This window comes from Bacillus sp. Xin1, assembly GCF_013314535.1.
Classification (GTDB): domain Bacteria; phylum Bacillota; class Bacilli; order Bacillales; family Bacillaceae_G; genus Bacillus_A.
Genome location: NZ_JABUAE010000001.1, coordinates 385058 through 406731, shown reverse-complemented (window position 1 = coordinate 406731; position 21674 = coordinate 385058). Strand labels below are relative to the sequence as shown.

The following is a 21674-nucleotide window of genomic DNA, read 5'->3' as shown; positions in this document are numbered from 1 at the left end:
TCGACAATAAAAACAGACCATTCTCTTTTTATTTTTCTAACATGTATATTTTGTAAAGGTGTAAATGAAAAAATGAAATTTTATTAATTTTTATAATTGGTAGAATTTTTATAGCAATAACTCTCTTAATCTATTAAAATTATGTCGTATGATGTCAGATTATAAAAAAGGGAGAGAAAACGCATGTGGAAAAAAGTCATTCCGGTTGCTTTAGTATTAAGTACAATTACTTTTTCAAGTGTATTTGCTGCACCTCCATCTCAAGCACCCACAGAAAAAAATCGCTACATAGACGTACAGATGCTTGGCATTAACGATCTTCATGGGCAATTAGACACTGTAAAGAAAATTAACAACAAAGAAGCAGGAGGAGCCGAGTATTTAGCTGCTTATTTACGAGATCGTGAGAATCAAAATCCGAATACGCTTATGGTTCATGCTGGTGATATCGTTGGAGCAAGTCCTCCAGTTTCAGCCCTACTACAAGACGAACCAACAATTGAAATTTTAAATGATTTAGGATTTGATGTTGGGACCATTGGAAATCATGAATTTGACGAAGGAATTGACGAAATGCACCGTCTCATTTATGGTGGATACCATGAAAAAACAGGGAATTTCAAGGGAGCAAAATTCCCTTACGTCGCTTCCAATTTCTACAATAAATCAACTGGACGCTTATTTCTACCACCATTTACTGTAAAAATGGTACAAGGGGTGCCTGTCGGCTTTATCGGGGTTGTAACAACAGATACACCTAATGTTGTTATGCCTACTATGCTTAAAAATGTACAAATTACAGATGAAGTAGAAGCAATTAATAAATCTGCACAACAACTGAAAAAACTAGGCGTTAAATCAATCGTTGTCCTTGCGCATGTCGGAGGTACAACCGATGATACTGGTGTAACAAATGGCGATCTCGTTCGCCTAGCAAATGAAACCGACCCAGAGGTCGATGTTATTTTCGGCGGTCATAGTCATACTTTTGTAAACGGAACAGTAAACAACAAACTCGTCGTACAAGCAAATTCCTATGGAATGGCTTTTGCTGATGTTGATGTCAAGATTGATCGTAAAACAAAAGATATTGTTGAGAAAAAAGCAGAAGTTGTTACAACCTACCATGAAGGTATAAAACCTGACCAACAAGTGAAAAAGAAAATGGATCAGTATCAAGAAAAAATCGCTCCTCTTGTAAATCAGGTTGTTGGAAAATCTACCGCTCCAATAGATCGTAAACAAAATGCCGCTGGTGAATCGACTCTTGGAAATTTAGTTGCAGACGCTCAGCGTGCGACCATGAATACTCAAATTGCCCTTATGAATCCTGGTGGTATTCGTAATGATTTAGATGCTGGTGATATTACGTGGGGAGAATTATATGGAATTCAACCATTTGGAAATCAGTTAATAAAAGTCAATTTAACTGGCCAGGACATTCGCGATATTTTAAATCAGCAATGGCAAAAAGATAAGACGAGAATGCTTCAAATTTCAGGTATTCAGTATACTTGGGATGCCAACAAACCAGATGGTGAAAAGGTTACAAATATTCATTTAACAAACGGTGAAGAACTCATTGCCACTAAAATGTATAGCGTCGTTGCAAATGCCTTTCTTGCTTCAGGAGGAGATGGATTTGTGTCCTTTAAAAATGGAAAAGACGCTGAAACAGGGCCAAATGATTTTGAAGCGTTAGTGGATTATGTAAAACAAGTAAAAGAACCGATTCAGCCTATTATTGATGGCCGAATTCAAAGAGTGAACTAAACTTTATCACTCACAAAAAGAGAGAGGGGTACACACCTTCTCTCTTTTACTTATCTTGATATATTTCGTCTACCTCTTCATATTTCCGTAAAAATTCCATCAATGCTACTTCTACAATTTTAGATTTATGCATCCCTTCGGAAACAGAAACAGCGTCTAATTTCTCTAAAATTTCCGTACGAATAGAGAAAGTGCGTTTTTTCTTTTCATTGCTTATAATCGGTTCCGTTATAATTGGTCTCTCTCGTTTTCGAAGCAATTCGTAAATTTTTTGCAATTGTTCATATATTAAAACTTGATAATCTGTTTTTACATATTGAAGTGCAGTAACTTCTTGAAGATACAAATGCCGCGGTTCTTCTCCCTCTCCAATGAATATTCGTTTCTTCAGTTCGCCGTCGTATTCATATCCAAGCACCCTTAACTTTTTTGACAATGCATATGGGCTCATGTCGAGGCGTTTCGCAATAATAGCAAGTGGTTCCCGTTTGTTTAAGCGATCTATAATTTCTCCAACTGTCACTTTCTTCCCCCTTCTCTCTGAGCGCTCATAGTTGAAACATAGCCTACATGTTATGATACAATAATTTCTTAACAGTATATGCAAAATTGTACATCCGTGCGATACATGCCATTAGATAAAAGGAGGTTTTTTTATATGCTTTTTCGTAGCTACACTCCACCGTTTTGCGACGAATTAAAAAATCCAATTTCAAATAGCGTTGCTACGATAGAAAGCGTTACGATTAACAACCGTGAACAATCTCTACTTATTCGTGGTCAAGACGTAAATCAACCTATTTTATTATGCTGTCACGGTGGCCCTGGTATGGCACAAATTGGGTTCATTCGTCATTTTCAAAAAGACTTAGAAAAACACTTTATTGTTGTCAATTGGGATCAAAGAGGAGCAGGAAAATCCTTTTCCTGGCGTGATATAAAAGCACCTTTTACAATTGAACAATTTGTTTCAGATGCATTCGAAGTAATAAAATATCTTCTTTCTCGTTTCAAAAAACAGAAGCTATTTCTCGCTGGACATTCTTGGGGAAGTATTATCGGCTTACAAATTGCAAATAAATATCCAGACTATATCGAAGCTTATATTGGTATAGGTCAGATTGTACATATGAAACAAAATGAAGAATTGCTCTATCAACATTTAATTCACTCCGCAAAAAAACATGGACACGAACGTGCATTAACATCTCTAACCAAACTTGGAAAGCCTCCTTTCCTAGATATGCGGCGCCTTATTATTCAAAGAAAATGGCTTGGTACGTTTGGAGGAGCAGTTCAAAATGGGACTTCCTTTTCTTTCATTCGAAAAGGGTTGTTTTCTTCAGAATATACATGGTTAGATTGGGTGAGATTTCTCGCAGGAAATATGAAATCTGGGGCATTATGGGAGGAAATGCTCACAGTAGATTTCTTTTCTACAATCTCAAAACTTTCCGTACCTGTCTATTTCTGTTCTGGTCGTTTCGACTACCAAACACCTTATGCACTCGTTCAACAATATTGTGATACAATTCAAGCACCCATCAAAAAAATGATCTGGTTCCCAAACTCTGCTCATTCACCAAGTTTAGAAGAACCTGAACTGTTTGCACAATCTATACGCTCTATCAAACAAGAGTTATCTTTTCAACATAGGTAACAATCGTTATGTCTTTTACATTTCATAGAAAACATTTTATAATTACATGTCGTAACTTTACTTGGTTCGTCTATATACTTACCTAGGATAAGTTGCAAAACAGAAAAAAATTAGGGAGATTACATTTATTATGAACGCTGTACTCGTCGCAGTAGCAGTGATGCTGCTGCTTAGTTTATTACGTGTCCAAGTCATTGTCGCTATTATCGTCGGCGCCTTAACAGGTGGACTAATTGGCGGACTTGGGATTTCAGAAACAATCCATACTTTTACCACAGGTCTTGGAAGCAGTGCTCCAATCGCTTTAAGTTATGCCATGCTCGGGGGATTCGCTATTTCGCTTTCCAAAACGGGGCTACCCGACGCGATGATTCATACTGCACTGAATGTAATTGGCAACGAAAAAGACACAAAAAAGCAAACATATTCCAAAGTACTTATTTTATTTATCATTTTAGCAATGGCTTGTTTTTCGCAAAATATTATACCGGTTCACATTGCTTTTATCCCTATTTTAATTCCAGCGCTTTTAAAAGTTTTAAATGAATTAGAAGTGGATCGTCGTCTTGTTACATGTCTCATTACATTCGGATTAATTACTCCTTATATGTGGATTCCAGCTGGATTTGGAAAAATTTATCACGACGTGTTACAAACAAATGCACAGCAAAGTGGGCTTACATTTGATGTAACCCTTATTCCAAAAGCGATGACAATTCCAGCAATAGGTATGATTATCGGGCTATGTGTCGCTGCTTTCATTACGTATCGTAAACCACGCACCTACTCTACCGAACCGATTCATTCTTCAACTGATGAAATAGCTCCTTACACCAAAAGAAGCATTACGTTCGGATTGTTATCTATTATCGCAACATTAAGCGTGCAATTAGCAACAGAATCAATGATTTTTGGTGCATTAGCAGGGATTATTGTATTATCAATTAGTGGGAGTCTCCCGCTAAAAGAAGCTGATGCTATTTTAACAAGCGGTATGCGTATGATGTCATTTATCGGTTTCGTTATGATTTCTGCCGCTGGATTCGGAGCAGTTCTTCGGAAAACAGGGCATGTTGAATCACTCGTTCAAACAAGTGCGGATTTAATTGGGAACAGTAAGCCACTTGCTGCATTTCTTATGCTTGTTATCGGTCTACTCGTTACAATGGGAATCGGTTCTTCCTTTTCCACCATTCCGATTTTAACAACAATCTTCGTTCCGCTATGTATGCAGCTTGGCTTTAGCCCAATGGCAACCATTGCTATTATCGGTACAGCTGGTGCATTAGGTGACGCTGGTTCTCCAGCATCTGATAGTACGCTAGGGCCTACTTCAGGTTTAAATGCAGATGGTAAGCATCATCATATATGGGATACATGTATTCCAACCTTTCTTCACTACAATATTCCGCTACTTATATTTGGGTTTATTGCTGCCATAACATTATAAAAAAGGTGCGTTTTACTTGGACGCACCTTTTACTTTGTCGATTCTCGTTCAATTAATAGAAACTCTTCTTGCTGTACTTCTTCAAAGTTTACTTGTTTCTTTTTTATTTTTCCTACCAACTTTTGTACAGCTACCACTCCTTGCTTTTCAAAGGGACTTCCAATCGTTGTTAAAGATGGCGTAACCCATTCACCTTGTAAACTTCCTTTAAAACCAACGACTTGCAAATGCTCCGGTATATGAATACCAAGATAACTTGCTGCATGAACGACTGCAATTGCAACAGCATCACTAGAAGTGACAACACCGTCAATATATGGATACTTTCGTAATAATTCAATAATTTGTTTTTCTTCAGGCCCTTCTATTTTTTCTTCTCGATAAGCAAGCCCTTCTTCCCAAACTCCATCTAAAAATCCAGATACATGTTCTTCCATTGTCTCATCTTCTGCCTCTTCCCCAATATAAGCAAGAAAATGACAACCTTTTTCTTTTAGCAAAACAACTGCCTTTTTAGCACTGTCATAATACATAGAAAGCGCTCCTGCTTCATCAAGTACAACAAATGGAATAGAAAGATTATCTAGACGCTTATATATGTCGTTTGTCATAATTACACCAGCAATATTATTTTGCATCAGTATCTCTATGTAACCACTCTTATTTTCTATATTACAAATAACAATTTGATATCCCTCTTTATATGCAGCCTCTTCTACTGAACGAAGCAATGTTATATAGGATGGATCTTCTAAATTTGATACTAATACGGCAATCATTGTCGAAGATTTTTTAAATAACGCCTTTGCTACGGCATTCGGTTTATATTGTAACTCTTCAATTGCCTGTTTTACTTGTTTTACTGTATCCTCATGGACATACCCTTTTTCATTAATAACTCGTGAAACGGTTGCGACTGAAACACCGGCCAATTTTGCAACATCACGTATGGTTGCCACATCGTCACCCCTTAATATGGTAATAGCTTACAATTTAAACCTAAAACAAAGTAGATCATTCGTCAAGGTTATTGTTTTATATTTCTGAAAATTGTTACATAAAATTCTCTTACTTCTAATTCTCCCCATATATACAAACTAATCTTATATATTCATTTTTTCTAATTGAATTTCATGTGAAATCGCGATGTTATCATAGCCAATGAACGGAATTTCTTTCTTTATCTTTCTCGCTTCCTTGACCGCATCTATATATAAGTTAGTCATTATAAAACCACGTTTCTGATAGAAGCGAAGTGCATTCGTATTATCGTTTGTCGTAATGAGCCACACCTTTTTACAACATTGTTTTTTCGCAATATCAATTACACACTCTATAAGTTTCGTTCCGATTCCCTTTTTCTCCTTAAAGCTATCTAATGAAACAATCTCACAATCATTTTTGCTTATTTCATATGTAATAATTCCTATTATTCTGTTATCTTCAATTGCAATAAAACCGGGTAATTGATCTAGCTGATGCACTCTTCCACGTGAAACCATCAGCGCGCTTCCCCAATTTTCACGCATAAATAACGCAATTGTTTTTCTCATTTCTTCTGTAATTTTTTGCATTTGAACCATGCTCCACTCTCTCCCTTTTTTACATCATTATGATACAATATAAGCGTATCACATGTAGAGGTATTTGGAGGATGAGGTATGAAACGTTTTTTTACAGCATTGCTAACCATAATAGGAGTATTAATTGGTATCGGTATTTTCTTTACGAATAAAGTAATGTACTTAAAGAAAAAAACAGAAGAAGAAATTTTAGAACGTGAAACGAAAAAACATTTTCGCTTAGAGGATTTTAATGCCATTCCAAAAGAAGAAGTTTGTATTCCATCTCAATTTAAATATGACATTCACGGCTATTACATTTCTGCAGGTAATTCTAATAAGTTTATGATTTTTTGTCACGGTGTAACCGTAAATAAAATAAACTCTGTCAAATATGCAAATTTATTTTTAAACAGAGGATATAACGTATTTATTTATGATCACCGTCGCCATGGTAAAACAGGTGGTAAAACGACAAGTTATGGCTATTACGAAAAATATGATTTAAAGACGGTAGTTGATTGGCTAAAGAACCGTTTTGGAACAAATATTACACTTGGCATTCATGGAGAATCGATGGGGGCTGCCACACTCCTTCAATATGCAGGAATGGTGGAAGACGGCGCTGATTTTTATATTGCGGACTGCCCATTCTCTGACTTTTATGGTCAGCTACAGCATCGCTTAAAAGTCGAATTTCATTTACCAAAATGGCCGCTGCTACCATTAGCAAATGCCTTTTTAAAGGTAAGGGACGGTTATACAATACGCGAAATTTCTCCAATCGATTGTGTAAAAAACATAAATAACCCAGTCCTTTTTATTCATAGCAAAGACGATGACTATATTTTATGTGATATGACAAAAGCTCTTTATGAAGCGAAAGAAAACCATAAACAGCTCTTTATTGCGGAACACGGTGCACACGCTTGCTCTTATAATGAAAACAAACAAGAGTATGAAGCTGCTGTGGATCGATTCTTAAACACATATGTGAAAGAAACAAAAAACAGGCTTGCATAAGCCTGTTTTTTTCACGTTATTGCGCTAACACGTCTGTAACTTGTTCCATATTTTCAGAAATCCATTTTACCGCTTCATCAAGCGTTTGAAATTCTGTCGTTTGAAATGTAACTTCGTCTTGAAGAAGCCACACATCTTTTGGTTCTTGTCCTACACCAGCAATTGACCAATGCAGTAAACTATATGGATGATTATCATTTAAAAAAGATGCCCACGTGCGCTCATTTGCAATATTTTGCAGTGTACGTAATTGTTTATTCATGTTTCGTCACCTTACTATATGTCAACTATAAACGTTATTATAACACTCTCTTCTTCTACATACAAAGTACTGTTTTTTATTGTCAAGCACTTCCTGTAATTATATGATGAACATAAGCGTTTTGGAAGGAGGGATACCGTTGGCTAAAGTACAAATTAAAGTGAATGATAATGGTTCGTTTCGCATTACAGGGGATGTGGAACTAATCGACTCACAAGGGAATGCTTTCCCGGCAAAACCTGCATTTTCTTTATGTCGCTGTGGGTTATCAAAAAACATGCCTTATTGCGATGCTTCGCATAAGGGAAAATTCGAATCTATCGTTCGAGCACCAAAGGAAGAATAATAATACGAGAAGCACGCACAATGATTTGTGCATGCTTCTTATAAATGTCCTATATAAAAACCTATCAGTGCAGAAAAAATACCTAGCATATAACTCATTACTAAATATAATAGCGCCTTTTGTCCCTCACGTTTATGTATCAATTGAACAATTTCAAGCTTACATGTTGAAAATGTCGTAAATGCCCCCATAAAACCTGTTCCACATAATAATAACCACGTACTATTCACATCAACTCCATACAATAGACCTAATAAGAATGAGCCTACTATATTTACAAATAATGTTTCATATGGAAATAAACTTCCGTACTTTTCTTTTATTGCACTACTAATAGAAAATCTAGCAATAGTTCCGAAAAAACCACCAATTCCTACAAGCAAAATATTCATCGTGCTCCTTCTTTCTTCACGCTTTTTTCATATAATGCATTTCCAAGGTAAAATCCAAATAAAGATAAGAGCAATCCTCCGACTATACTCGTACTTACATAATAAAACGCCATAAAGAATGCTTCGTGTTGCATTAGTTTCAATGTCTCTATGCTAAATGTTGAGAAAGTAGTAAAAGAGCCAATTATTCCTATTCCAACGCTATTCATTACCACTTGTGAAACTTGTTTCATACGAAAGAAATACATCGTTAAAAATGCCAATAAAAAACTACCAATCATATTCGCTAACCATGTTGCCAGCGGAAAAGCGTCGACTGAAGGAGTACCAATCCATTGCTCTAATCCATACCGCACTAAAGCTCCCACGATACCACCGATTCCCACTGCAATATATTTCATATCTCCACCTCATTTATGTCTATACTGAAATCTTTCCCATACTAGTATAACAAAATTTATTCTCCCCTTCATTTTCATACAATTCTTCACATTCGAATATTTTTTACTATCCTTTTTTCTTTTTTGTGCTATAATGTGAGCAAACAACATCCTTCGGGGTCGGGTGAAATTCCCAACCGGCGGTGATGAAGTGCACACTTCTAAGTCCGTGACCCGTTTCTAAGCTTAGAAACGGTGGATCTAGTGAAATTCTAGGGCCGACAGTATAGTCTGGATGGGAGAAGGATATGTTTTCTAGTACTTATATAACGAATACACTTTTATTTTGGCGTACACATTTTTACTGATTCGTTTTGAATCAGTGTATATGTTTTATTTCATATACCTATTTTCCTATGCTAAAATAAAAAGATACGACTAGCGTATAAAAAATTGATAGTTTGCTAGGCTTTTTTCTCGTGCAAAAATATCAATCATCGTTAGGTTTCTTTCCTATACTCTCGTATTCGAACTATATTTCTAGAAATCACGTCTCCCAAACCCCAAGGATACTATTATCCTTGGGGTTTTTTGATTTTTCTTAGGAGAGGTGAAAAGAATGACTGATCAAGAATATATGAAGATTGCCTTACAGTTAGCCAAAAGTGCTACAGGGCAAACAAGTCCAAATCCAATGGTCGGTGCTGTTGTTGTAAAGGATGGAAACATCGTAGGAATGGGAGCGCATCTACGCGCAGGTGAAGAACATGCTGAAGTCCATGCCCTTCGTATGGCTGGCGAAAAAGCAAAAGGATCCACTGTATACGTGACACTAGAACCATGTAGCCATTTCGGAAAAACGCCACCGTGCTGCGACTTACTCATTCAAAAAGAGGTGAAACATGTTGTAATCGCTACCCTTGATTGTAATCCGCTTGTTTCAGGTAACGGTGCAAAACGTTTGCAAAAAGCAGGTATTCATGTAACTACTGGCATTCTCGAAAAAGAAGCTATCCAATTAAACCGATATTTTTTCCATTACATGAAAACGAAACAGCCGTTTGTAACAATAAAAACTGCAATGAGTTTAGATGGAAAAATAGCAACTTCTACTGGAGAAAGCAAGTGGATTACAGGTGAAGATGCTCGCGGGGATGTTCACCAATATCGTCATACGCACGATGCCATCCTTGTCGGAGTGAATACTGTTATAGCTGATGACCCATCTTTAACAACACGTCTTCCAAACGGTGGCAAGCATCCGATTCGAATCATTTTAGATACACATTTACGAATGCCACTTTCCTCTCGTGTCATTACAGACGGGATCGCACCAACATGGATTATTGTTGGAAAAGATGTACAGAAAGAACAAATAGCAAGATATGAATCTCAAGGAACATCTGTACTTCAAATGCAGACGAGCCAAATTGAAATACGCGATCTTCTCCTCCTTCTCGGTGAGAAACAAATTCTTTCACTCTTTGTTGAAGGAGGACAATCGATACACGCGAGCTTTTTAAAAACAAAGTGTTTTAATGAAATTGTAACTTATATAAGCCCTAAATTAATTGGTGGAAAAGATGCCCCAACTATGTTTGGTGGCACCGGCTTTAACAAGCTGCAAGATGCACTTTCCTTGCAAATTCAAGAGATGAAACAAATTGGCGATGATATAAAAATCGTCGCTACAGTGCGAAATGAGGTGCCTGCATGTTTACAGGAATTGTAGAAGAGCTTGGAACTGTTTCGAATATAAGGCAAAGCGGAGAAGCAATGAAGCTGACAATTACAGCAAATACAATCTTATCAGACGTAAAGCTAGGAGACAGTATTGCTGTAAATGGAATTTGTTTAACTGTTACTTCTTTTACAGCGTCTTCCTTTACTGTTGATGCCATGCCTGAAACGATGCGAGCAACATCACTACGTATACTTGGCAACCGTTCTAAAGTAAATCTAGAACGGGCAATGGCTGCAAATGGGCGCTTTGGTGGACATTTCGTCACAGGACATATTGATGGAATTGGAACCATTGTAAGTAAAAAACAGCACTATAATGCGATATATTACAAAATTGAAATTCCAAATAATTTGCTCCGTTATTGTTTACACAAAGGATCAGTATCTATTGATGGAACAAGCTTAACGATATTTGATATAGATGAATCTTCCATTACCATTTCACTCATTCCGCACACTGTAAGCGAATCTATTATCGGTGAAAAAGTAGCTGGAGACATCGTGAACATTGAATGTGACATGATTGGAAAATATATTGAGCGTTTTATTTCAAAGCCCGCGAAACAGAGCAATTCAGTTACAGAAAGCTTTTTACAAGAAAATGGATTTCTATAAGGGGGAAGCACAATGTTTCATCGTATTGAAGAAGCACTAGAAGATTTAAAACAAGGAAAAGTCATTATTGTATGTGATGATGAAAGCCGTGAAAACGAAGGAGATTTCATCGCTTTAGCAGAGAACATTACACCTGAAACAATTAATTTTATGATTACACATGGCCGTGGTCTTGTTTGTGTACCGATTATAGAGCAATATGCAGACCGCTTACAGCTAGAACCTATGGTTTCTCATAATACAGATTCTCATCATACTGCGTTCACAGTAAGTATCGACCACATTTCTACAACAACAGGTATTAGCGCTTACGAACGTGCGACAACCGTACGCGAGTTATTAAATCCAGCATCAAAAAGTACAGATTTTAATCGCCCAGGCCATATCTTCCCTTTAATTGCGAAAGAAGGCGGCGTTCTGCGCCGCGCTGGCCATACAGAAGCAGCGGTTGATTTAGCAAAATTATGCGGTGCAGAACCAGCAGGAGTCATTTGTGAAATTATAAAAGAAGACGGCACGATGGCACGTGTTCCTGATTTAGTACAAGTGGCAGAACAATTTGATATAAAAATGATTACGATTGAAGATTTAATTGCTTATCGTCGCCATCATGAAACACTCGTAACAAGAGAAATTGAAATTACATTGCCGACAGACTTCGGTACATTTCATGCAATTGGTTATTCCAACTCGCTTGATCAAAAAGAACACATCGCTCTCGTAAAAGGAGACATCTCTACTGATGAACCGGTTCTCGTTCGTGTTCATTCAGAATGCTTAACTGGCGATGTTTTCGGTTCATGCCGCTGCGACTGCGGTCCACAGCTTCATACTGCTCTTGCGCAAATTGAACGCGAAGGAAAAGGTGTTCTTCTTTATATGAGACAGGAAGGTCGCGGCATTGGATTGCTTAATAAACTTCGTGCATACAAGTTACAAGAAGAAGGATTCGATACTGTGGAAGCAAATGAAAAATTAGGCTTTCCAGCAGATCTTCGCGATTACGGTATTGGCGCACAAATTTTAAAGGATTTAGGTTTACAACAACTACGATTATTAACAAATAATCCAAGAAAAATCACCGGCTTGCAAGGGTATGATTTAGAAGTTGTCGAACGCGTACCATTGCAAATGCCAACAAAAGAAGAAAATAAAGCATATTTACAAACAAAATTAGAAAAATTGGGTCACTTACTAAGTTTATAATATATAAAGGGAGAGATAAAATATGGTATTCGAAGGTCATTTAGTTGGTACAGGATTAAAAGTTGGCGTTGTTGTTGGACGTTTTAATGAATTTATTACAAGCAAACTATTAGGCGGTGCATTAGACGGGTTAAAGCGCCATGGGGTAGAAGAAAACGATATTGATGTCGCATGGGTTCCAGGTGCATTTGAAATCCCATTAATCGCAAAAAAAATGGCTAGTAGCGGTAAATACGATGCTGTCATTACACTAGGAACAGTCATTCGTGGTGCAACAACTCATTATGATTACGTTTGTAATGAAGTTGCAAAAGGCGTTGCCTCTTTATCACTACAAACAGACATCCCAGTTATTTTCGGCGTATTAACAACTGAAACAATTGAACAAGCCATTGAACGCGCGGGTACAAAGGCTGGTAACAAAGGATATGAATCGGCAGTTGCTGCAATTGAAATGGCTCATTTATCAAAACAATGGGCATAAAAAAGAGGCTTCGGCCTCTTTTTTATTTCCTCACTTTTTTTCGCACATCTTTTATCAATTCCTCCATCGTTTTTCCTTCTGTTTTAATACGAAGGTTTTGAGCGGTTTTCCATACATTTTCTCGCTTCTTTTCTTCCTCTACAATATGAAGTTCTTTCCGTACTTCCTTTAAGTCTTTTCCCTCTGTCTCAATTCCAAAATGTTCAGCTTTTGTTCGAAAATGTTGTTCAATTCTTTGCTGCATTTCTTTCTGTTCTGGATTCTCAGCTGCCTTAACTGGATCAGCACTAATCGCCTTTACTAAAATTAAAAAAGTCATAATAGCTAGTATATATTTGTGCATGTCAGATCCTCCACCCAAGATAAATTACACTTTTACTATGTACAATTACTGGGTGGAAAATTCGTCCACACAATTTATTTTTTTCTAAAAAGCTACTATTTTAAAGGTTTGAAGGTATTTCATTACATTTTGTTTACAAAAAAAGAAAGCACCAAAAGGAGCTTTCTTTTCGATCTTTACAGTGCACATTCTTCTATTTCAAATCCTAAATCTTCAATCATACCCCAGTCAGCTGTTGGCTCTTGTCCTTCTGTTGTTAAATAATCACCAACGAAGATCGAATTTGCTGCAAATAAGCCAATTGGCTGTACAGAGCGTAAATTAATTTCGCGACCACCGGAAATACGGATTTCTTTTGATGGATTCACAAAACGCATCATCGCTAGTACTTTTAAACATTCTACCGGTGTTAATTCCTTCTGTCCTTCAAGCGGTGTCCCTTTTACAGCTACAAGGAAGTTACATGGAATAGAGTCAGCATCTATACGTTTTAATTCAAGCGCAATTTCAACTCGCTGTTCTTTCGTTTCCCCCATACCGAAAATCGCACCAGAACAAGGAGAAATCCCTGCTTGCTTTGCTTTTTCCACTGTATCTACGCGATCATCATACGTATGTGTTGAACAAATGCTATCGTAATTATTTGCATGTGTATTTAAGTTATGGTTATAACGGTGAACACCCGCTTCTGCTAAGCGCCCTGCTTGATCTTCATTTAAAAATCCTAAGCAACAACAAATTTTCAAATCTGTTGTTTCCCGAATTTCTTTCACTGCACCAATAACATGATTTACTTCTTTATCCGTCGGACGACGGCCAGATGCAACAATGCAGTATGTACCTGCTTTACGGCGAATTGCTTCGTGAGCTCCCGCTACGATTTTTTCTTGTGTTAACCATGCATACTTATCGATTGGTGCTTCTGAAACGATAGACTGTGAGCAATATCCGCAATCTTCTGGACATAATCCAGATTTCGTATTAATAATCATATTTAATTTCACTTTTTTACCAAAGTAATGATGACGAATGATATAAGCTGCGTTCATAATTTCCAATACTTCTGTATCGTCAGCTTCTAAAATTGCTACAGCTTCTTCTTTCGTTATACTTCTGCCCTCTACTACTTCAGATGCAATTTTCTTCCAATCTGTTTTTGTTTGTACTTGTTTCATTTCTTCTCTTCCCCTCTTTTTCAATATACGCAAATAAAGCATGGTACGTTGTTACAATTTGCCCTTCTTCCGTGAAATCTCTTTCGTATATGCGAAGCATGGCTCGAAAGATAGAAGGGCTTTGACAATAAGACTCTGCATTACTATTCGTTGCTCCCACCTTCCGAATGGATTGTAGAAACTCCCGAACTGTAGCAAATTTCTCTATGTAACATGTTTCAGAAACATCAACATCCCCTGTTATACTTTCACATACATCTTGCAACTGTTCTCTCATTAAAAAACGTTGTCCAACAGATGAACTACTTTGTATATTTTTTTCTTCTTTAGCAATCTGAAATGCTGTATGAAGTTCTTGAAACGTTTGCTCCCCAAATGTTGAAAATAACAATAAACCACCTTCAAACAAATAACGATATAAGTTTTTCAGCGTTATTTGCAAATCATTTAGCCATTGAAATGTTGCGCTTGAGATGATGACATCAAATGACTCACTTAATGCAAGGTGTTCGATATCTTCACATCTAAATGTCACAGATTCTACGTGATTTCTCGTTTTAGCAACAGCAATCATACTTTCAGCAAAATCAATTGCTATAATTTCTGCATTTGGAAAAGAAACGGCTAATTGCTCAGTCAAATAACCTGTGCCACATCCGAGTTCCAAAATACGGATGGACGACATTTTGTGGTAGTGTTTTTTCATTATAGAAAGTAATTGTTGCGCCATCTTTTTTTGTACACTTGCGTATTGATCATAGGATACAGCTGCCCCATTAAATCGTTTTTGTAATAACGTTTTGTTGATCATTTTGTATCCCCTCTATAAACTGAATCATTTCATTTGCACAATATTCAAAATTAGTTACACAAAGCGCATGCCCAGCCCCACTTATTACTTTAAGCGCTCCATTCGTATTTTCTTGTATATAGCGAGCAGCAGATAGTGGACATATGGCATCCTGTTCTCCATGAATAAGTAACATCGGCATCTTCACCTGCTTTAACTGACTTCTCATATCCATATCTATTAAATAATCAAGCCCGAGCTGTAAAGATTCTATAGAATCACCTTGAAAATGCGCTACAATACTTTCAAATTGTTCACTATCTTTTATCTCCTGTTTTGCAAACATACTTTTATAGAAGCGCTTCAATGTATCTTCCTTTCGTTTCAACAAACTTCTTTTCATCCGCTCTACAAAAGGAAGTTTCCATCCACACTCATAAGTTTCATCCACTGTAAACTTTGCTGTACCACCTATTAAAATCAATCCTTTTGTTTGTATCCTGTCACACACTTGAAGAGCGGCTAATGTACCGAGTGACCATCCAATCAAAATTACATCTTTTCCTTGTGCGGCTTCTTCCACACGCCCTGCAAAATCAGTACGTTCTTTTACACCACGCCATTCAACATACTGGACAGAATATTCTTGAAAATATGGAAGTAATGAATCCCATACTTGTTTTTCCATCCCCCATCCGGGAATAAAAATAAGCTCGGGCTGTTTCATCTCAAGACCCCCTCCTCTTTTCCAATTCGAATGATCTGCCTAGTAGCCCATTGCAAGTCAGTTTTTGTATGTTCAGACGTAACTGCAAATCGAATTCGCGAACTATTATGTGGAACCGTTGGTGGTCTGATAGCAATTGCAGCAATTCCCGCTTCCTGCAACTTTTCGCTAAAACGCATCACCACTTCATTTGATTTTGTAATAACTGGAACAATATGCGTTGTACTATCACCAATATGAAAACCCGCTTCCTCTAAAGTATTACGGAAATACATTCCATTTTCTAAGAGCCGCTGTCGTCTTCCCGCATCTTCCTTCACAATTTCAATTGCACGTTTCATTGCACCGAGCGTCCCTGGTGGCAATGCTGTTGTGAAAATGAAACTTCTCATCGTATTTTTCATATAATCCATGCAAATCGCATCGCCTGCTAAATAAGCTCCATAACATCCTAACGCTTTACTAAACGTTCCCATATGAATGTCAATTTTCTGAGAAAGCCCTTGTTCGATGTGAGCTAAGCCTGCACCATGCCTGCCATATATTCCGCTTGCATGCGCTTCATCAATCATCAATAAAGCTTCATACTTTTCTTTCAGCATAATCAACTCTTTTAAATGAACAACATCTCCATCCATGCTGAAAACCGTATCTGTAACGATCAACTTCCGCTTTGCAGAAGGCGCTGCTCGCAGTAATGTTTCCAAATGTTCCAAATCATTATGTCGGTATCTTTTATGTTCTGCACCACTGAGCATAATTCCATCGACTATGCTAGCATGATTTAACTTATCGCTAAAAACAATGTCGTGACGACCTACTAAAGAAGAGATTGCACCTACATTTGCTGAATACCCACTGTTCACAATGATTGCTTTTTCAGTTTCTTTCCAGTCACAAACACTCTGTTCGACCTCTTCATATAATGAATAGTTTCCTACAACAAGCCGTGACGCCGTAGCTCCTGCTCCATATTGCATTGTCGCTTCGGTAGATGCTTCTTTTAATCGTTTATCTCCTGCCAAACCGAGATAGTTATTCGAGGCTAAATTCAACATACGCATTCCGTTCCTAATCAACCACGATTCTTCAGCTTGCTCAGTTACTACTACATGTCGATATTGTGATTTCTCCTTCAAACGATTTAAGCTAGAGTGAAAGTGTAGATCCCACGTTTGATCCATGTTTGATAAGCTCCTCTAAATTTGAAATCATAATATTCTCTTCTGCTGCTGTTAATAGTTCATCACGTGTAAATCCTTCTTGAAGTTCAGGTAGTAAACCTAAAACCGGCACGCCACTTAATTCCTCAATCATCTCTTTATTTTCTTGTACACGCTCTTTCTCACATTCTTTACAGCCCGATAAAATAACACCAGCAACTGTTAAGCCATGTTCTCTCGCATAAGAGATTGTTAAAACGGTATGATTAACAGTACCTAGCGCCGGACGCGCGACAATAATAAGTGGTAATTTCAATTTCTTTGCAAAATCAACCACTAATGCGTCTTCTGTATACGGAACAGCAAGACCACCGGCACCTTCTACAAATAAACTATCAAACTCTGCCATTAACTCATTATAATGAGCTGTAATTTGTGCTAGCTTCACAGTTCTTCCTGCTCGCTGCATTGCCAATCTTGGCGCAAGAGGTTCTTCAATAGAATACGGACAAATTTTATTCGTCTCTGTCGTTACTCCTGATGCAACTTTCAATCTAGCTGCGTCACCTTCTGGATTCGAATCGACATGACCACTTTGCAATGGTTTATATACACCTATATTATATCCACGATTTCTAAACACTCCTGCTAACGCACCTGTAACAACTGTTTTTCCAACTTCTGTATCGGTTGCAGTTATGAAAAAGCCGCTCATTATTCTACCTCCGTAACATCTGCAATTGCTTCATATAAAATGCGCAGCATTTCGTCAATCTCATCTATCCGAGATGCTAACGGTGGCATAAATACAATCGTGTTACCAAGTGGACGTATAATCATTCCTAATTCTCTAGATCGTTTACACACTTCCACGCCTACTCGCTCCGTCCAATCAAACGGCTCTTTCGTTTCTTTATTTTTCACAAGCTCAATTCCTACCATCAATCCGCACTGACGAATATCCCCAACATGCTTGTATTCGTAAAGTGCTTCCAATTGTTTTCCTACATATTCTGCTTTATGTGCAACATCTTTTACTAGATTTGTTTTTTCATACAGTTCTAAATTAGCGATCGCTACTGCGCAACCTAATGGATTTCCAGTATAACTATGACCATGGAAAAATGTTTTCTGTTCTTCATAGTCACCTAAAAAAGCATCATAAATTTCATCTGTTGTCACAGTAATAGCTACTGGTAAATACCCACCTGTTAAGCCTTTTCCAGCTGTTAAAATATCCGGTGTAACATTTTCATGCTCACAAGCAAACATTTTTCCAGTACGCCCAAATCCCGTTGCTACTTCATCTGTAATAAATAAAACATTATATGTTGTACAAAGATCTCGAAGACCTTTTAAATACCCTTTCGGCATTGTAATCATACCGCCTGCACCTTGCATTAACGGTTCTACAATAATCGCTGCAATTTCATTGTGCTTTTCTTTTAATAACTCTTCCATTTCGTCCAAATGTTTTTGAACAATTTTTTCTTTGTCATCCCCATAAGGAGAACGATATGTATATGGATATGGCATTTTTATCGCATCAAATAAGAGCGAACTATACACTTGGTGAAACAAGTCAATTGCTCCTACTGAAACAGCCCCAATTGTATCTCCATGATATGCTTCTTTTAATGTAACAAACTTTTGTTTTTTAGGTTTCCCTTTATGCTGCCAATATTGAAAAGCCATCTTGATTGCAATTTCAACAGCTGTAGAACCAGAATCTGAATAAAATACTTTTTTCAAGCCTTCTGGAACAACTTCAATGACCTTTTCTGCAAGTAAAATCGATGGTACATTGGCAAGCCCTAACATAGTAGAATGTGCAACCTTATTTAACTGTTCACGAATCGCATCATCCAATTCTGGCACTCGATGTCCATGAACATTAAGCCAAATTGATGAAACACCATCCCAATAACCATTTCCATTTACATCATATAATTTACGTCCTTCTCCTCGTTCAATGATAACGGGATCTTCAGCTAAATAATCTTTCATTTGTGTAAATGGATGCCATACATACGCTTTGTTTTTTCCGGCTAACTCTTCATATGTATAAGCTTTCTTTTCACTTGTATTACGACTAACAGTCACAATTGTCACCCCTAATGTTAACTTTTATATAAATATAGTTAACATTAAAAACGAAGTACTGTCAATTTTTTTAGATAATTATGTTCTCAAAAAAGAACGACTTATCATAAGATAAGTCGTTTTATTTGCCATGTTGAATCTTTCCAATTTCCAAAATAATCTCTTCATCTGTTTTTCCTTCCGTATCAATTCCAAGTTGTTTTGCGTGTTCTATTAACAATTCATGCCGCTTCTCAAATCTAGCCTTATCTAAATCTTTTCGAATCTCTTTTTCCGTTTTCCCTTCAAGAGAAAATCCTAATTTAGCAGCTGTTTTCTCTCTACTCTTTTCCTCTTTGACTTTCTCTAATTCCTTTGTTTCTGCCTTTTGTACATTCTTTTGCTTCGGCTGATCTGGTGATGCTGCAAATGCTGTATAAATTCCAGCACCACCACCTAAAATAAGTAAGGTTGTAAAAAGAAATATTTTTTTCTTCATTCACTCCCCTCCTTTCTATTTTCATTATAACGCACAAATTAAGAATTAAAAAAACATTCTCCCATTATTTTCTTGAAAAAAATAATCAACATATATGTTGACATAAGAGCCCGATGTGTGATAAAAATTTAACTAACATCATATGAATCGGCAATGATAGGATTTAGTAGTATTTCGTTTTTTGCTTTCAGAGAGCTGGTGGTCGGTGCGAACCAGTACAGAACGATTTATGAATTACCCCCTGGAGCTTCTTTTACGAAACGTTTGGAGTAGTGAAAGACGGTTATGGACCGTTATTTCTACAGAGTGGTGAAATGAAACTGTTTCACAATTTAGGGTGGTACCGCGATTTTTTCGTCCCTGCATGTATTGCAGGGGCGTTTTTTATTTTTTGTTGGTGCATATTATACGACCCTTTATTTTGTGCTACGTTCACTTCACAAGCTAGGGTGGTACCGCGATTTTTTCGTCCCTGCATATTTATATGCAGGGACGTTTTTTTATTGATGTTAAACAATTACCGGTAATTTGTCACAAAATTCTAAATTTTAGAAGGAAATACACAATATTGGCGAATTTTATATAAAAAAGAACTATTTTAGATTATTAGGAGGGGCAAACAATGGTTTCAAAAATCGAATCTATTCTTTTAACATTTTTAATCTTTTTCTGCATTGGCTTCAGTGTTATTCAATTAGAAACATCACCACACATTCCAATTTTATTTGGTATTATTGTATTGTTAGCATTTGGATTTATAAAAAAAATCTCTTGGTCTACTATGGAAAAAGGAATGATAAGTAGCATTTCAGCTGGCATTCCATCCATCTTCATTTTCTTACTTGTTGGTGTATTAATTAGCGTTTGGATTGCAGCTGGAACGATTCCAACATTAATGGTATACGGCTTCAAACTTGTATCACCAAAAATTTTCATTCCGACAGTCTTTGTTGTTTGTGCAATTGTTGGAACAAGTATTGGTAGCGCCTTTACAACCGCAGCAACGGTAGGTCTTGCCTTTATGGGAATGGGCACTGCTCTTGGATACGATCCAGCGCTAATTGCCGGAGCAATTATTTCTGGAGCTTTCTTCGGTGATAAAATGTCGCCTTTATCTGATACAACAAACTTAGCGCCTGCTGTAACAGGAGTGGATTTATTTGAACATATTCGTAACATGCTTTGGACGACGATTCCCGCTTTCATTATTGCCTTTATTGCGTTTTTCATTTTAGGAAGCGGATCTACAGGAGATGTTGATTTCACTACTTTTACAAGTACATTAGAAAAGAATGCAACAATCTCGATTGTCACTCTGATTCCGATTTTATTACTGTTCTTATTTGCTTTTAAAAAGGTACCAGCTGTCCCAACTTTACTTGCTGGCACTGTAGCTGGCATTATCATCCTATTTATTTTCAAGCCAAGTACTTCACTTGCTGATTTAATGAAAATTATGCAAGATGGTTATGTATCTAAGACAGGGATAAAAGATATTGATAGCTTATTATCACGCGGTGGCCTACAAAGTATGATGATGTCCATTGCACTTATTTTCCTTGCACTTTGTATGGGTGGACTATTACAAGGAATGGGTATTATCGCGCAGCTTATGAACATCATTTCTAACTTCGTTAAAACAAGTACACGTTTAATTGTTTCTACTGCATCAACAGCAATTGGTGTTAATTTCTTGCTTGGTGAGCAATACTTATCCATCGTATTAACAGGACAAGCATTTGCCAACAAATACGATGAAGTTGGTTTAAAACGTCGTAATTTATCACGCGTACTAGAAGACGCTGGCACAGTTATTAATCCGCTTGTACCATGGGGCGTAAGTGGTGTCTTCTTAGCAAACGTACTAAGCGTTCCAACAATCGATTACGTTCCATACTCAATCTTCTGCCTAGCGTGTCCAATTGTTACAATTATCGTTGGATTTACAGGATTTGGACTTTCATGGCAGAAAGAAAAGCCTGTTACTGTTTCTTAAATT

At 37.1% G+C, this 21674-nt stretch carries 24 protein-coding genes, 1 riboswitch and 1 other annotated feature; of the genes, 10 read left to right on the top strand and 14 right to left on the bottom strand.

What is annotated here, in order from left to right:
- Positions 1 to 183 precede the first annotated feature (183 nt).
- A complete protein-coding gene (locus HRG09_RS02180; protein ID WP_174099131.1) occupies positions 184 to 1773 on the top strand; it encodes a bifunctional metallophosphatase/5'-nucleotidase in 1590 nt (529 codons plus the stop codon).
- A 46-nt stretch (positions 1774 to 1819) separates the two neighbouring features.
- Here the strand turns inward: HRG09_RS02180 and HRG09_RS02175 are convergent, their stop codons facing one another.
- The gene (locus tag HRG09_RS02175; RefSeq protein WP_174099130.1) at positions 1820 to 2296 is read right to left on the bottom strand and encodes a ribbon-helix-helix domain-containing protein; all 477 of its coding nucleotides are present in this window, start codon (positions 2294 to 2296) and stop codon (positions 1820 to 1822) included.
- Positions 2297 to 2431: 135 nt separating this feature from the next.
- Here HRG09_RS02175 and HRG09_RS02170 point away from each other — a divergent pair, with 135 nt between their 5' ends.
- Complete coding sequence (locus HRG09_RS02170) at positions 2432 to 3433, top strand: alpha/beta fold hydrolase (RefSeq protein WP_174099129.1); 1002 nt, start codon at positions 2432 to 2434, stop codon at positions 3431 to 3433.
- 130 nt (positions 3434 to 3563) lie between these two features.
- The gene (locus HRG09_RS02165; RefSeq protein ID WP_174099128.1) at positions 3564 to 4883 is read left to right on the top strand and encodes a Na+/H+ antiporter family protein; all 1320 of its coding nucleotides are present in this window, start codon (positions 3564 to 3566) and stop codon (positions 4881 to 4883) included.
- Positions 4884 to 4912: 29 nt separating this feature from the next.
- Here the strand turns inward: HRG09_RS02165 and HRG09_RS02160 are convergent, their stop codons facing one another.
- Positions 4913 to 5842, bottom strand: a complete 930-nt coding sequence (locus HRG09_RS02160; RefSeq protein WP_174099127.1) for a LacI family DNA-binding transcriptional regulator — start codon at positions 5840 to 5842, stop codon at positions 4913 to 4915.
- 144 nt (positions 5843 to 5986) lie between these two features.
- On the bottom strand, positions 5987 to 6466 hold the full coding sequence (locus HRG09_RS02155) for a GNAT family N-acetyltransferase (protein WP_174099126.1): 480 nt from the start codon (positions 6464 to 6466) through the stop codon (positions 5987 to 5989).
- A 78-nt stretch (positions 6467 to 6544) separates the two neighbouring features.
- Here HRG09_RS02155 and HRG09_RS02150 point away from each other — a divergent pair, with 78 nt between their 5' ends.
- Positions 6545 to 7468, top strand: a complete 924-nt coding sequence (locus HRG09_RS02150) for an alpha/beta hydrolase (protein WP_174099125.1) — start codon at positions 6545 to 6547, stop codon at positions 7466 to 7468.
- Positions 7469 to 7484: 16 nt separating this feature from the next.
- On the opposite strand, the gene HRG09_RS02145 is transcribed toward HRG09_RS02150, so the two are convergent.
- Positions 7485 to 7730 carry a DUF2552 family protein gene (locus HRG09_RS02145; protein ID WP_174099124.1) on the bottom strand — a complete coding sequence of 82 codons (246 nt, stop codon included), beginning with the start codon at positions 7728 to 7730 and terminating at the stop codon, positions 7485 to 7487.
- A 103-nt stretch (positions 7731 to 7833) separates the two neighbouring features.
- On the opposite strand from HRG09_RS02145, the gene HRG09_RS02140 reads away from it, so the two are divergent.
- On the top strand, positions 7834 to 8076 hold the full coding sequence (locus tag HRG09_RS02140; protein WP_174099123.1) for a CDGSH iron-sulfur domain-containing protein: 243 nt from the start codon (positions 7834 to 7836) through the stop codon (positions 8074 to 8076).
- Positions 8077 to 8114: 38 nt separating this feature from the next.
- On the opposite strand, the gene crcB is transcribed toward HRG09_RS02140, so the two are convergent.
- Positions 8115 to 8468: a fluoride efflux transporter CrcB gene (gene crcB / locus HRG09_RS02135; RefSeq protein WP_174099122.1), complete on the bottom strand. Its 354-nt coding sequence runs from the start codon at positions 8466 to 8468 to the stop codon at positions 8115 to 8117.
- A complete protein-coding gene (locus HRG09_RS02130; protein ID WP_174099121.1) occupies positions 8465 to 8869 on the bottom strand; it encodes a fluoride efflux transporter FluC in 405 nt (134 codons plus the stop codon). Before HRG09_RS02130 ends, crcB begins: the two co-directional genes overlap by 4 nt.
- Positions 8870 to 9014: 145 nt before the next feature.
- Positions 9015 to 9159, top strand: a riboswitch (FMN riboswitch).
- Positions 9160 to 9467: 308 nt separating this feature from the next.
- Here HRG09_RS02130 and ribD point away from each other — a divergent pair.
- Genes ribD through ribH form a run of 4 tightly spaced genes read left to right on the top strand, consistent with a single transcriptional unit; the run spans position 9468 to position 12896 of the window.
- Positions 9468 to 10580, top strand: coding sequence for a bifunctional diaminohydroxyphosphoribosylaminopyrimidine deaminase/5-amino-6-(5-phosphoribosylamino)uracil reductase RibD (ribD, locus tag HRG09_RS02125; RefSeq protein WP_174099120.1), 1113 nt, complete (start codon positions 9468 to 9470; stop codon positions 10578 to 10580).
- Positions 10562 to 11206 carry a riboflavin synthase gene (gene ribE, locus HRG09_RS02120; protein WP_174099119.1) on the top strand — a complete coding sequence of 215 codons (645 nt, stop codon included), beginning with the start codon at positions 10562 to 10564 and terminating at the stop codon, positions 11204 to 11206. Before ribD ends, ribE begins: the two co-directional genes overlap by 19 nt.
- Before the next feature lie 12 nt (positions 11207 to 11218).
- Positions 11219 to 12412 carry a bifunctional 3,4-dihydroxy-2-butanone-4-phosphate synthase/GTP cyclohydrolase II gene (locus HRG09_RS02115; protein ID WP_174099118.1) on the top strand — a complete coding sequence of 398 codons (1194 nt, stop codon included), beginning with the start codon at positions 11219 to 11221 and terminating at the stop codon, positions 12410 to 12412.
- 22 nt (positions 12413 to 12434) lie between these two features.
- On the top strand, positions 12435 to 12896 hold the full coding sequence (gene ribH, locus HRG09_RS02110; RefSeq protein ID WP_000230897.1) for a 6,7-dimethyl-8-ribityllumazine synthase: 462 nt from the start codon (positions 12435 to 12437) through the stop codon (positions 12894 to 12896).
- A 22-nt stretch (positions 12897 to 12918) separates the two neighbouring features.
- Here the strand turns inward: ribH and HRG09_RS02105 are convergent, their stop codons facing one another.
- From HRG09_RS02105 to HRG09_RS02070, 8 genes are all read right to left on the bottom strand, one after another.
- The gene (locus HRG09_RS02105) at positions 12919 to 13239 is read right to left on the bottom strand and encodes a hypothetical protein (protein ID WP_174099117.1); all 321 of its coding nucleotides are present in this window, start codon (positions 13237 to 13239) and stop codon (positions 12919 to 12921) included.
- Positions 13240 to 13415: 176 nt separating this feature from the next.
- Entirely contained in the window at positions 13416 to 14414 is a 999-nt protein-coding gene (gene bioB / locus HRG09_RS02100; protein ID WP_174099116.1) for a biotin synthase BioB, read from the bottom strand.
- On the bottom strand, positions 14368 to 15225 hold the full coding sequence (bioC, locus tag HRG09_RS02095) for a malonyl-ACP O-methyltransferase BioC (RefSeq protein WP_174099115.1): 858 nt from the start codon (positions 15223 to 15225) through the stop codon (positions 14368 to 14370). Before bioC ends, bioB begins: the two co-directional genes overlap by 47 nt.
- Positions 15191 to 15931 carry an alpha/beta fold hydrolase gene (locus tag HRG09_RS02090; RefSeq protein WP_174099114.1) on the bottom strand — a complete coding sequence of 247 codons (741 nt, stop codon included), beginning with the start codon at positions 15929 to 15931 and terminating at the stop codon, positions 15191 to 15193. Before HRG09_RS02090 ends, bioC begins: the two co-directional genes overlap by 35 nt.
- Positions 15928 to 17115: an 8-amino-7-oxononanoate synthase gene (gene bioF, locus HRG09_RS02085; protein WP_174099113.1), complete on the bottom strand. Its 1188-nt coding sequence runs from the start codon at positions 17113 to 17115 to the stop codon at positions 15928 to 15930. Before bioF ends, HRG09_RS02090 begins: the two co-directional genes overlap by 4 nt.
- A complete protein-coding gene (gene bioD, locus HRG09_RS02080) occupies positions 17081 to 17809 on the bottom strand; it encodes a dethiobiotin synthase (protein ID WP_174099112.1) in 729 nt (242 codons plus the stop codon). Before bioD ends, bioF begins: the two co-directional genes overlap by 35 nt.
- Positions 17809 to 19206 carry an adenosylmethionine--8-amino-7-oxononanoate transaminase gene (bioA, locus tag HRG09_RS02075; protein WP_174099111.1) on the bottom strand — a complete coding sequence of 466 codons (1398 nt, stop codon included), beginning with the start codon at positions 19204 to 19206 and terminating at the stop codon, positions 17809 to 17811. The genes bioD and bioA overlap by 1 nt, the downstream gene beginning before the upstream one ends.
- A gap of 112 nt (positions 19207 to 19318) precedes the next feature.
- The gene (locus tag HRG09_RS02070) at positions 19319 to 19675 is read right to left on the bottom strand and encodes a hypothetical protein (RefSeq protein ID WP_174099110.1); all 357 of its coding nucleotides are present in this window, start codon (positions 19673 to 19675) and stop codon (positions 19319 to 19321) included.
- A 144-nt stretch (positions 19676 to 19819) separates the two neighbouring features.
- Positions 19820 to 20040, top strand: a binding site (T-box leader).
- Positions 20041 to 20297: 257 nt separating this feature from the next.
- On the opposite strand from HRG09_RS02070, the gene nhaC reads away from it, so the two are divergent.
- Entirely contained in the window at positions 20298 to 21671 is a 1374-nt protein-coding gene (gene nhaC, locus HRG09_RS02065; protein WP_174099109.1) for a Na+/H+ antiporter NhaC, read from the top strand.
- The last annotated feature ends 3 nt before the right edge of the window (positions 21672 to 21674 follow it).

Bases quoted from the DNA above. Each gene is read 5' to 3' on its own strand.
- HRG09_RS02130 (WP_174099121.1), bottom strand. From the start codon at position 8,869: ATGAAATATATTGCAGTGGGAATCGGTGGTATCGTGGGAGCTTTAGTG.
- HRG09_RS02140 (WP_174099123.1), top strand. From the start codon at position 7,834: ATGATGAACATAAGCGTTTTGGAAGGAGGGATACCGTTGGCTAAAGTA.
- bioC (WP_174099115.1), bottom strand. From the start codon at position 15,225: ATGATCAACAAAACGTTATTACAAAAACGATTTAATGGGGCAGCTGTA.
- HRG09_RS02105 (WP_174099117.1), bottom strand. From the start codon at position 13,239: ATGCACAAATATATACTAGCTATTATGACTTTTTTAATTTTAGTAAAG.
- HRG09_RS02115 (WP_174099118.1), top strand. From the start codon at position 11,219: ATGTTTCATCGTATTGAAGAAGCACTAGAAGATTTAAAACAAGGAAAA.
- ribH (WP_000230897.1), top strand. From the start codon at position 12,435: ATGGTATTCGAAGGTCATTTAGTTGGTACAGGATTAAAAGTTGGCGTT.
- HRG09_RS02165 (WP_174099128.1), top strand. From the start codon at position 3,564: ATGAACGCTGTACTCGTCGCAGTAGCAGTGATGCTGCTGCTTAGTTTA.
- HRG09_RS02155 (WP_174099126.1), bottom strand. From the start codon at position 6,466: ATGGTTCAAATGCAAAAAATTACAGAAGAAATGAGAAAAACAATTGCG.
- HRG09_RS02145 (WP_174099124.1), bottom strand. From the start codon at position 7,730: ATGAATAAACAATTACGTACACTGCAAAATATTGCAAATGAGCGCACG.
- bioF (WP_174099113.1), bottom strand. From the start codon at position 17,115: ATGGATCAAACGTGGGATCTACACTTTCACTCTAGCTTAAATCGTTTG.
- ribE (WP_174099119.1), top strand. From the start codon at position 10,562: ATGTTTACAGGAATTGTAGAAGAGCTTGGAACTGTTTCGAATATAAGG.
- HRG09_RS02170 (WP_174099129.1), top strand. From the start codon at position 2,432: ATGCTTTTTCGTAGCTACACTCCACCGTTTTGCGACGAATTAAAAAAT.
- HRG09_RS02150 (WP_174099125.1), top strand. From the start codon at position 6,545: ATGAAACGTTTTTTTACAGCATTGCTAACCATAATAGGAGTATTAATT.
- HRG09_RS02180 (WP_174099131.1), top strand. From the start codon at position 184: ATGTGGAAAAAAGTCATTCCGGTTGCTTTAGTATTAAGTACAATTACT.
- HRG09_RS02070 (WP_174099110.1), bottom strand. From the start codon at position 19,675: ATGAAGAAAAAAATATTTCTTTTTACAACCTTACTTATTTTAGGTGGT.
- nhaC (WP_174099109.1), top strand. From the start codon at position 20,298: ATGGTTTCAAAAATCGAATCTATTCTTTTAACATTTTTAATCTTTTTC.
- HRG09_RS02090 (WP_174099114.1), bottom strand. From the start codon at position 15,931: ATGAAACAGCCCGAGCTTATTTTTATTCCCGGATGGGGGATGGAAAAA.
- crcB (WP_174099122.1), bottom strand. From the start codon at position 8,468: ATGAATATTTTGCTTGTAGGAATTGGTGGTTTTTTCGGAACTATTGCT.
- ribD (WP_174099120.1), top strand. From the start codon at position 9,468: ATGACTGATCAAGAATATATGAAGATTGCCTTACAGTTAGCCAAAAGT.
- bioB (WP_174099116.1), bottom strand. From the start codon at position 14,414: ATGAAACAAGTACAAACAAAAACAGATTGGAAGAAAATTGCATCTGAA.
- bioD (WP_174099112.1), bottom strand. From the start codon at position 17,809: ATGAGCGGCTTTTTCATAACTGCAACCGATACAGAAGTTGGAAAAACA.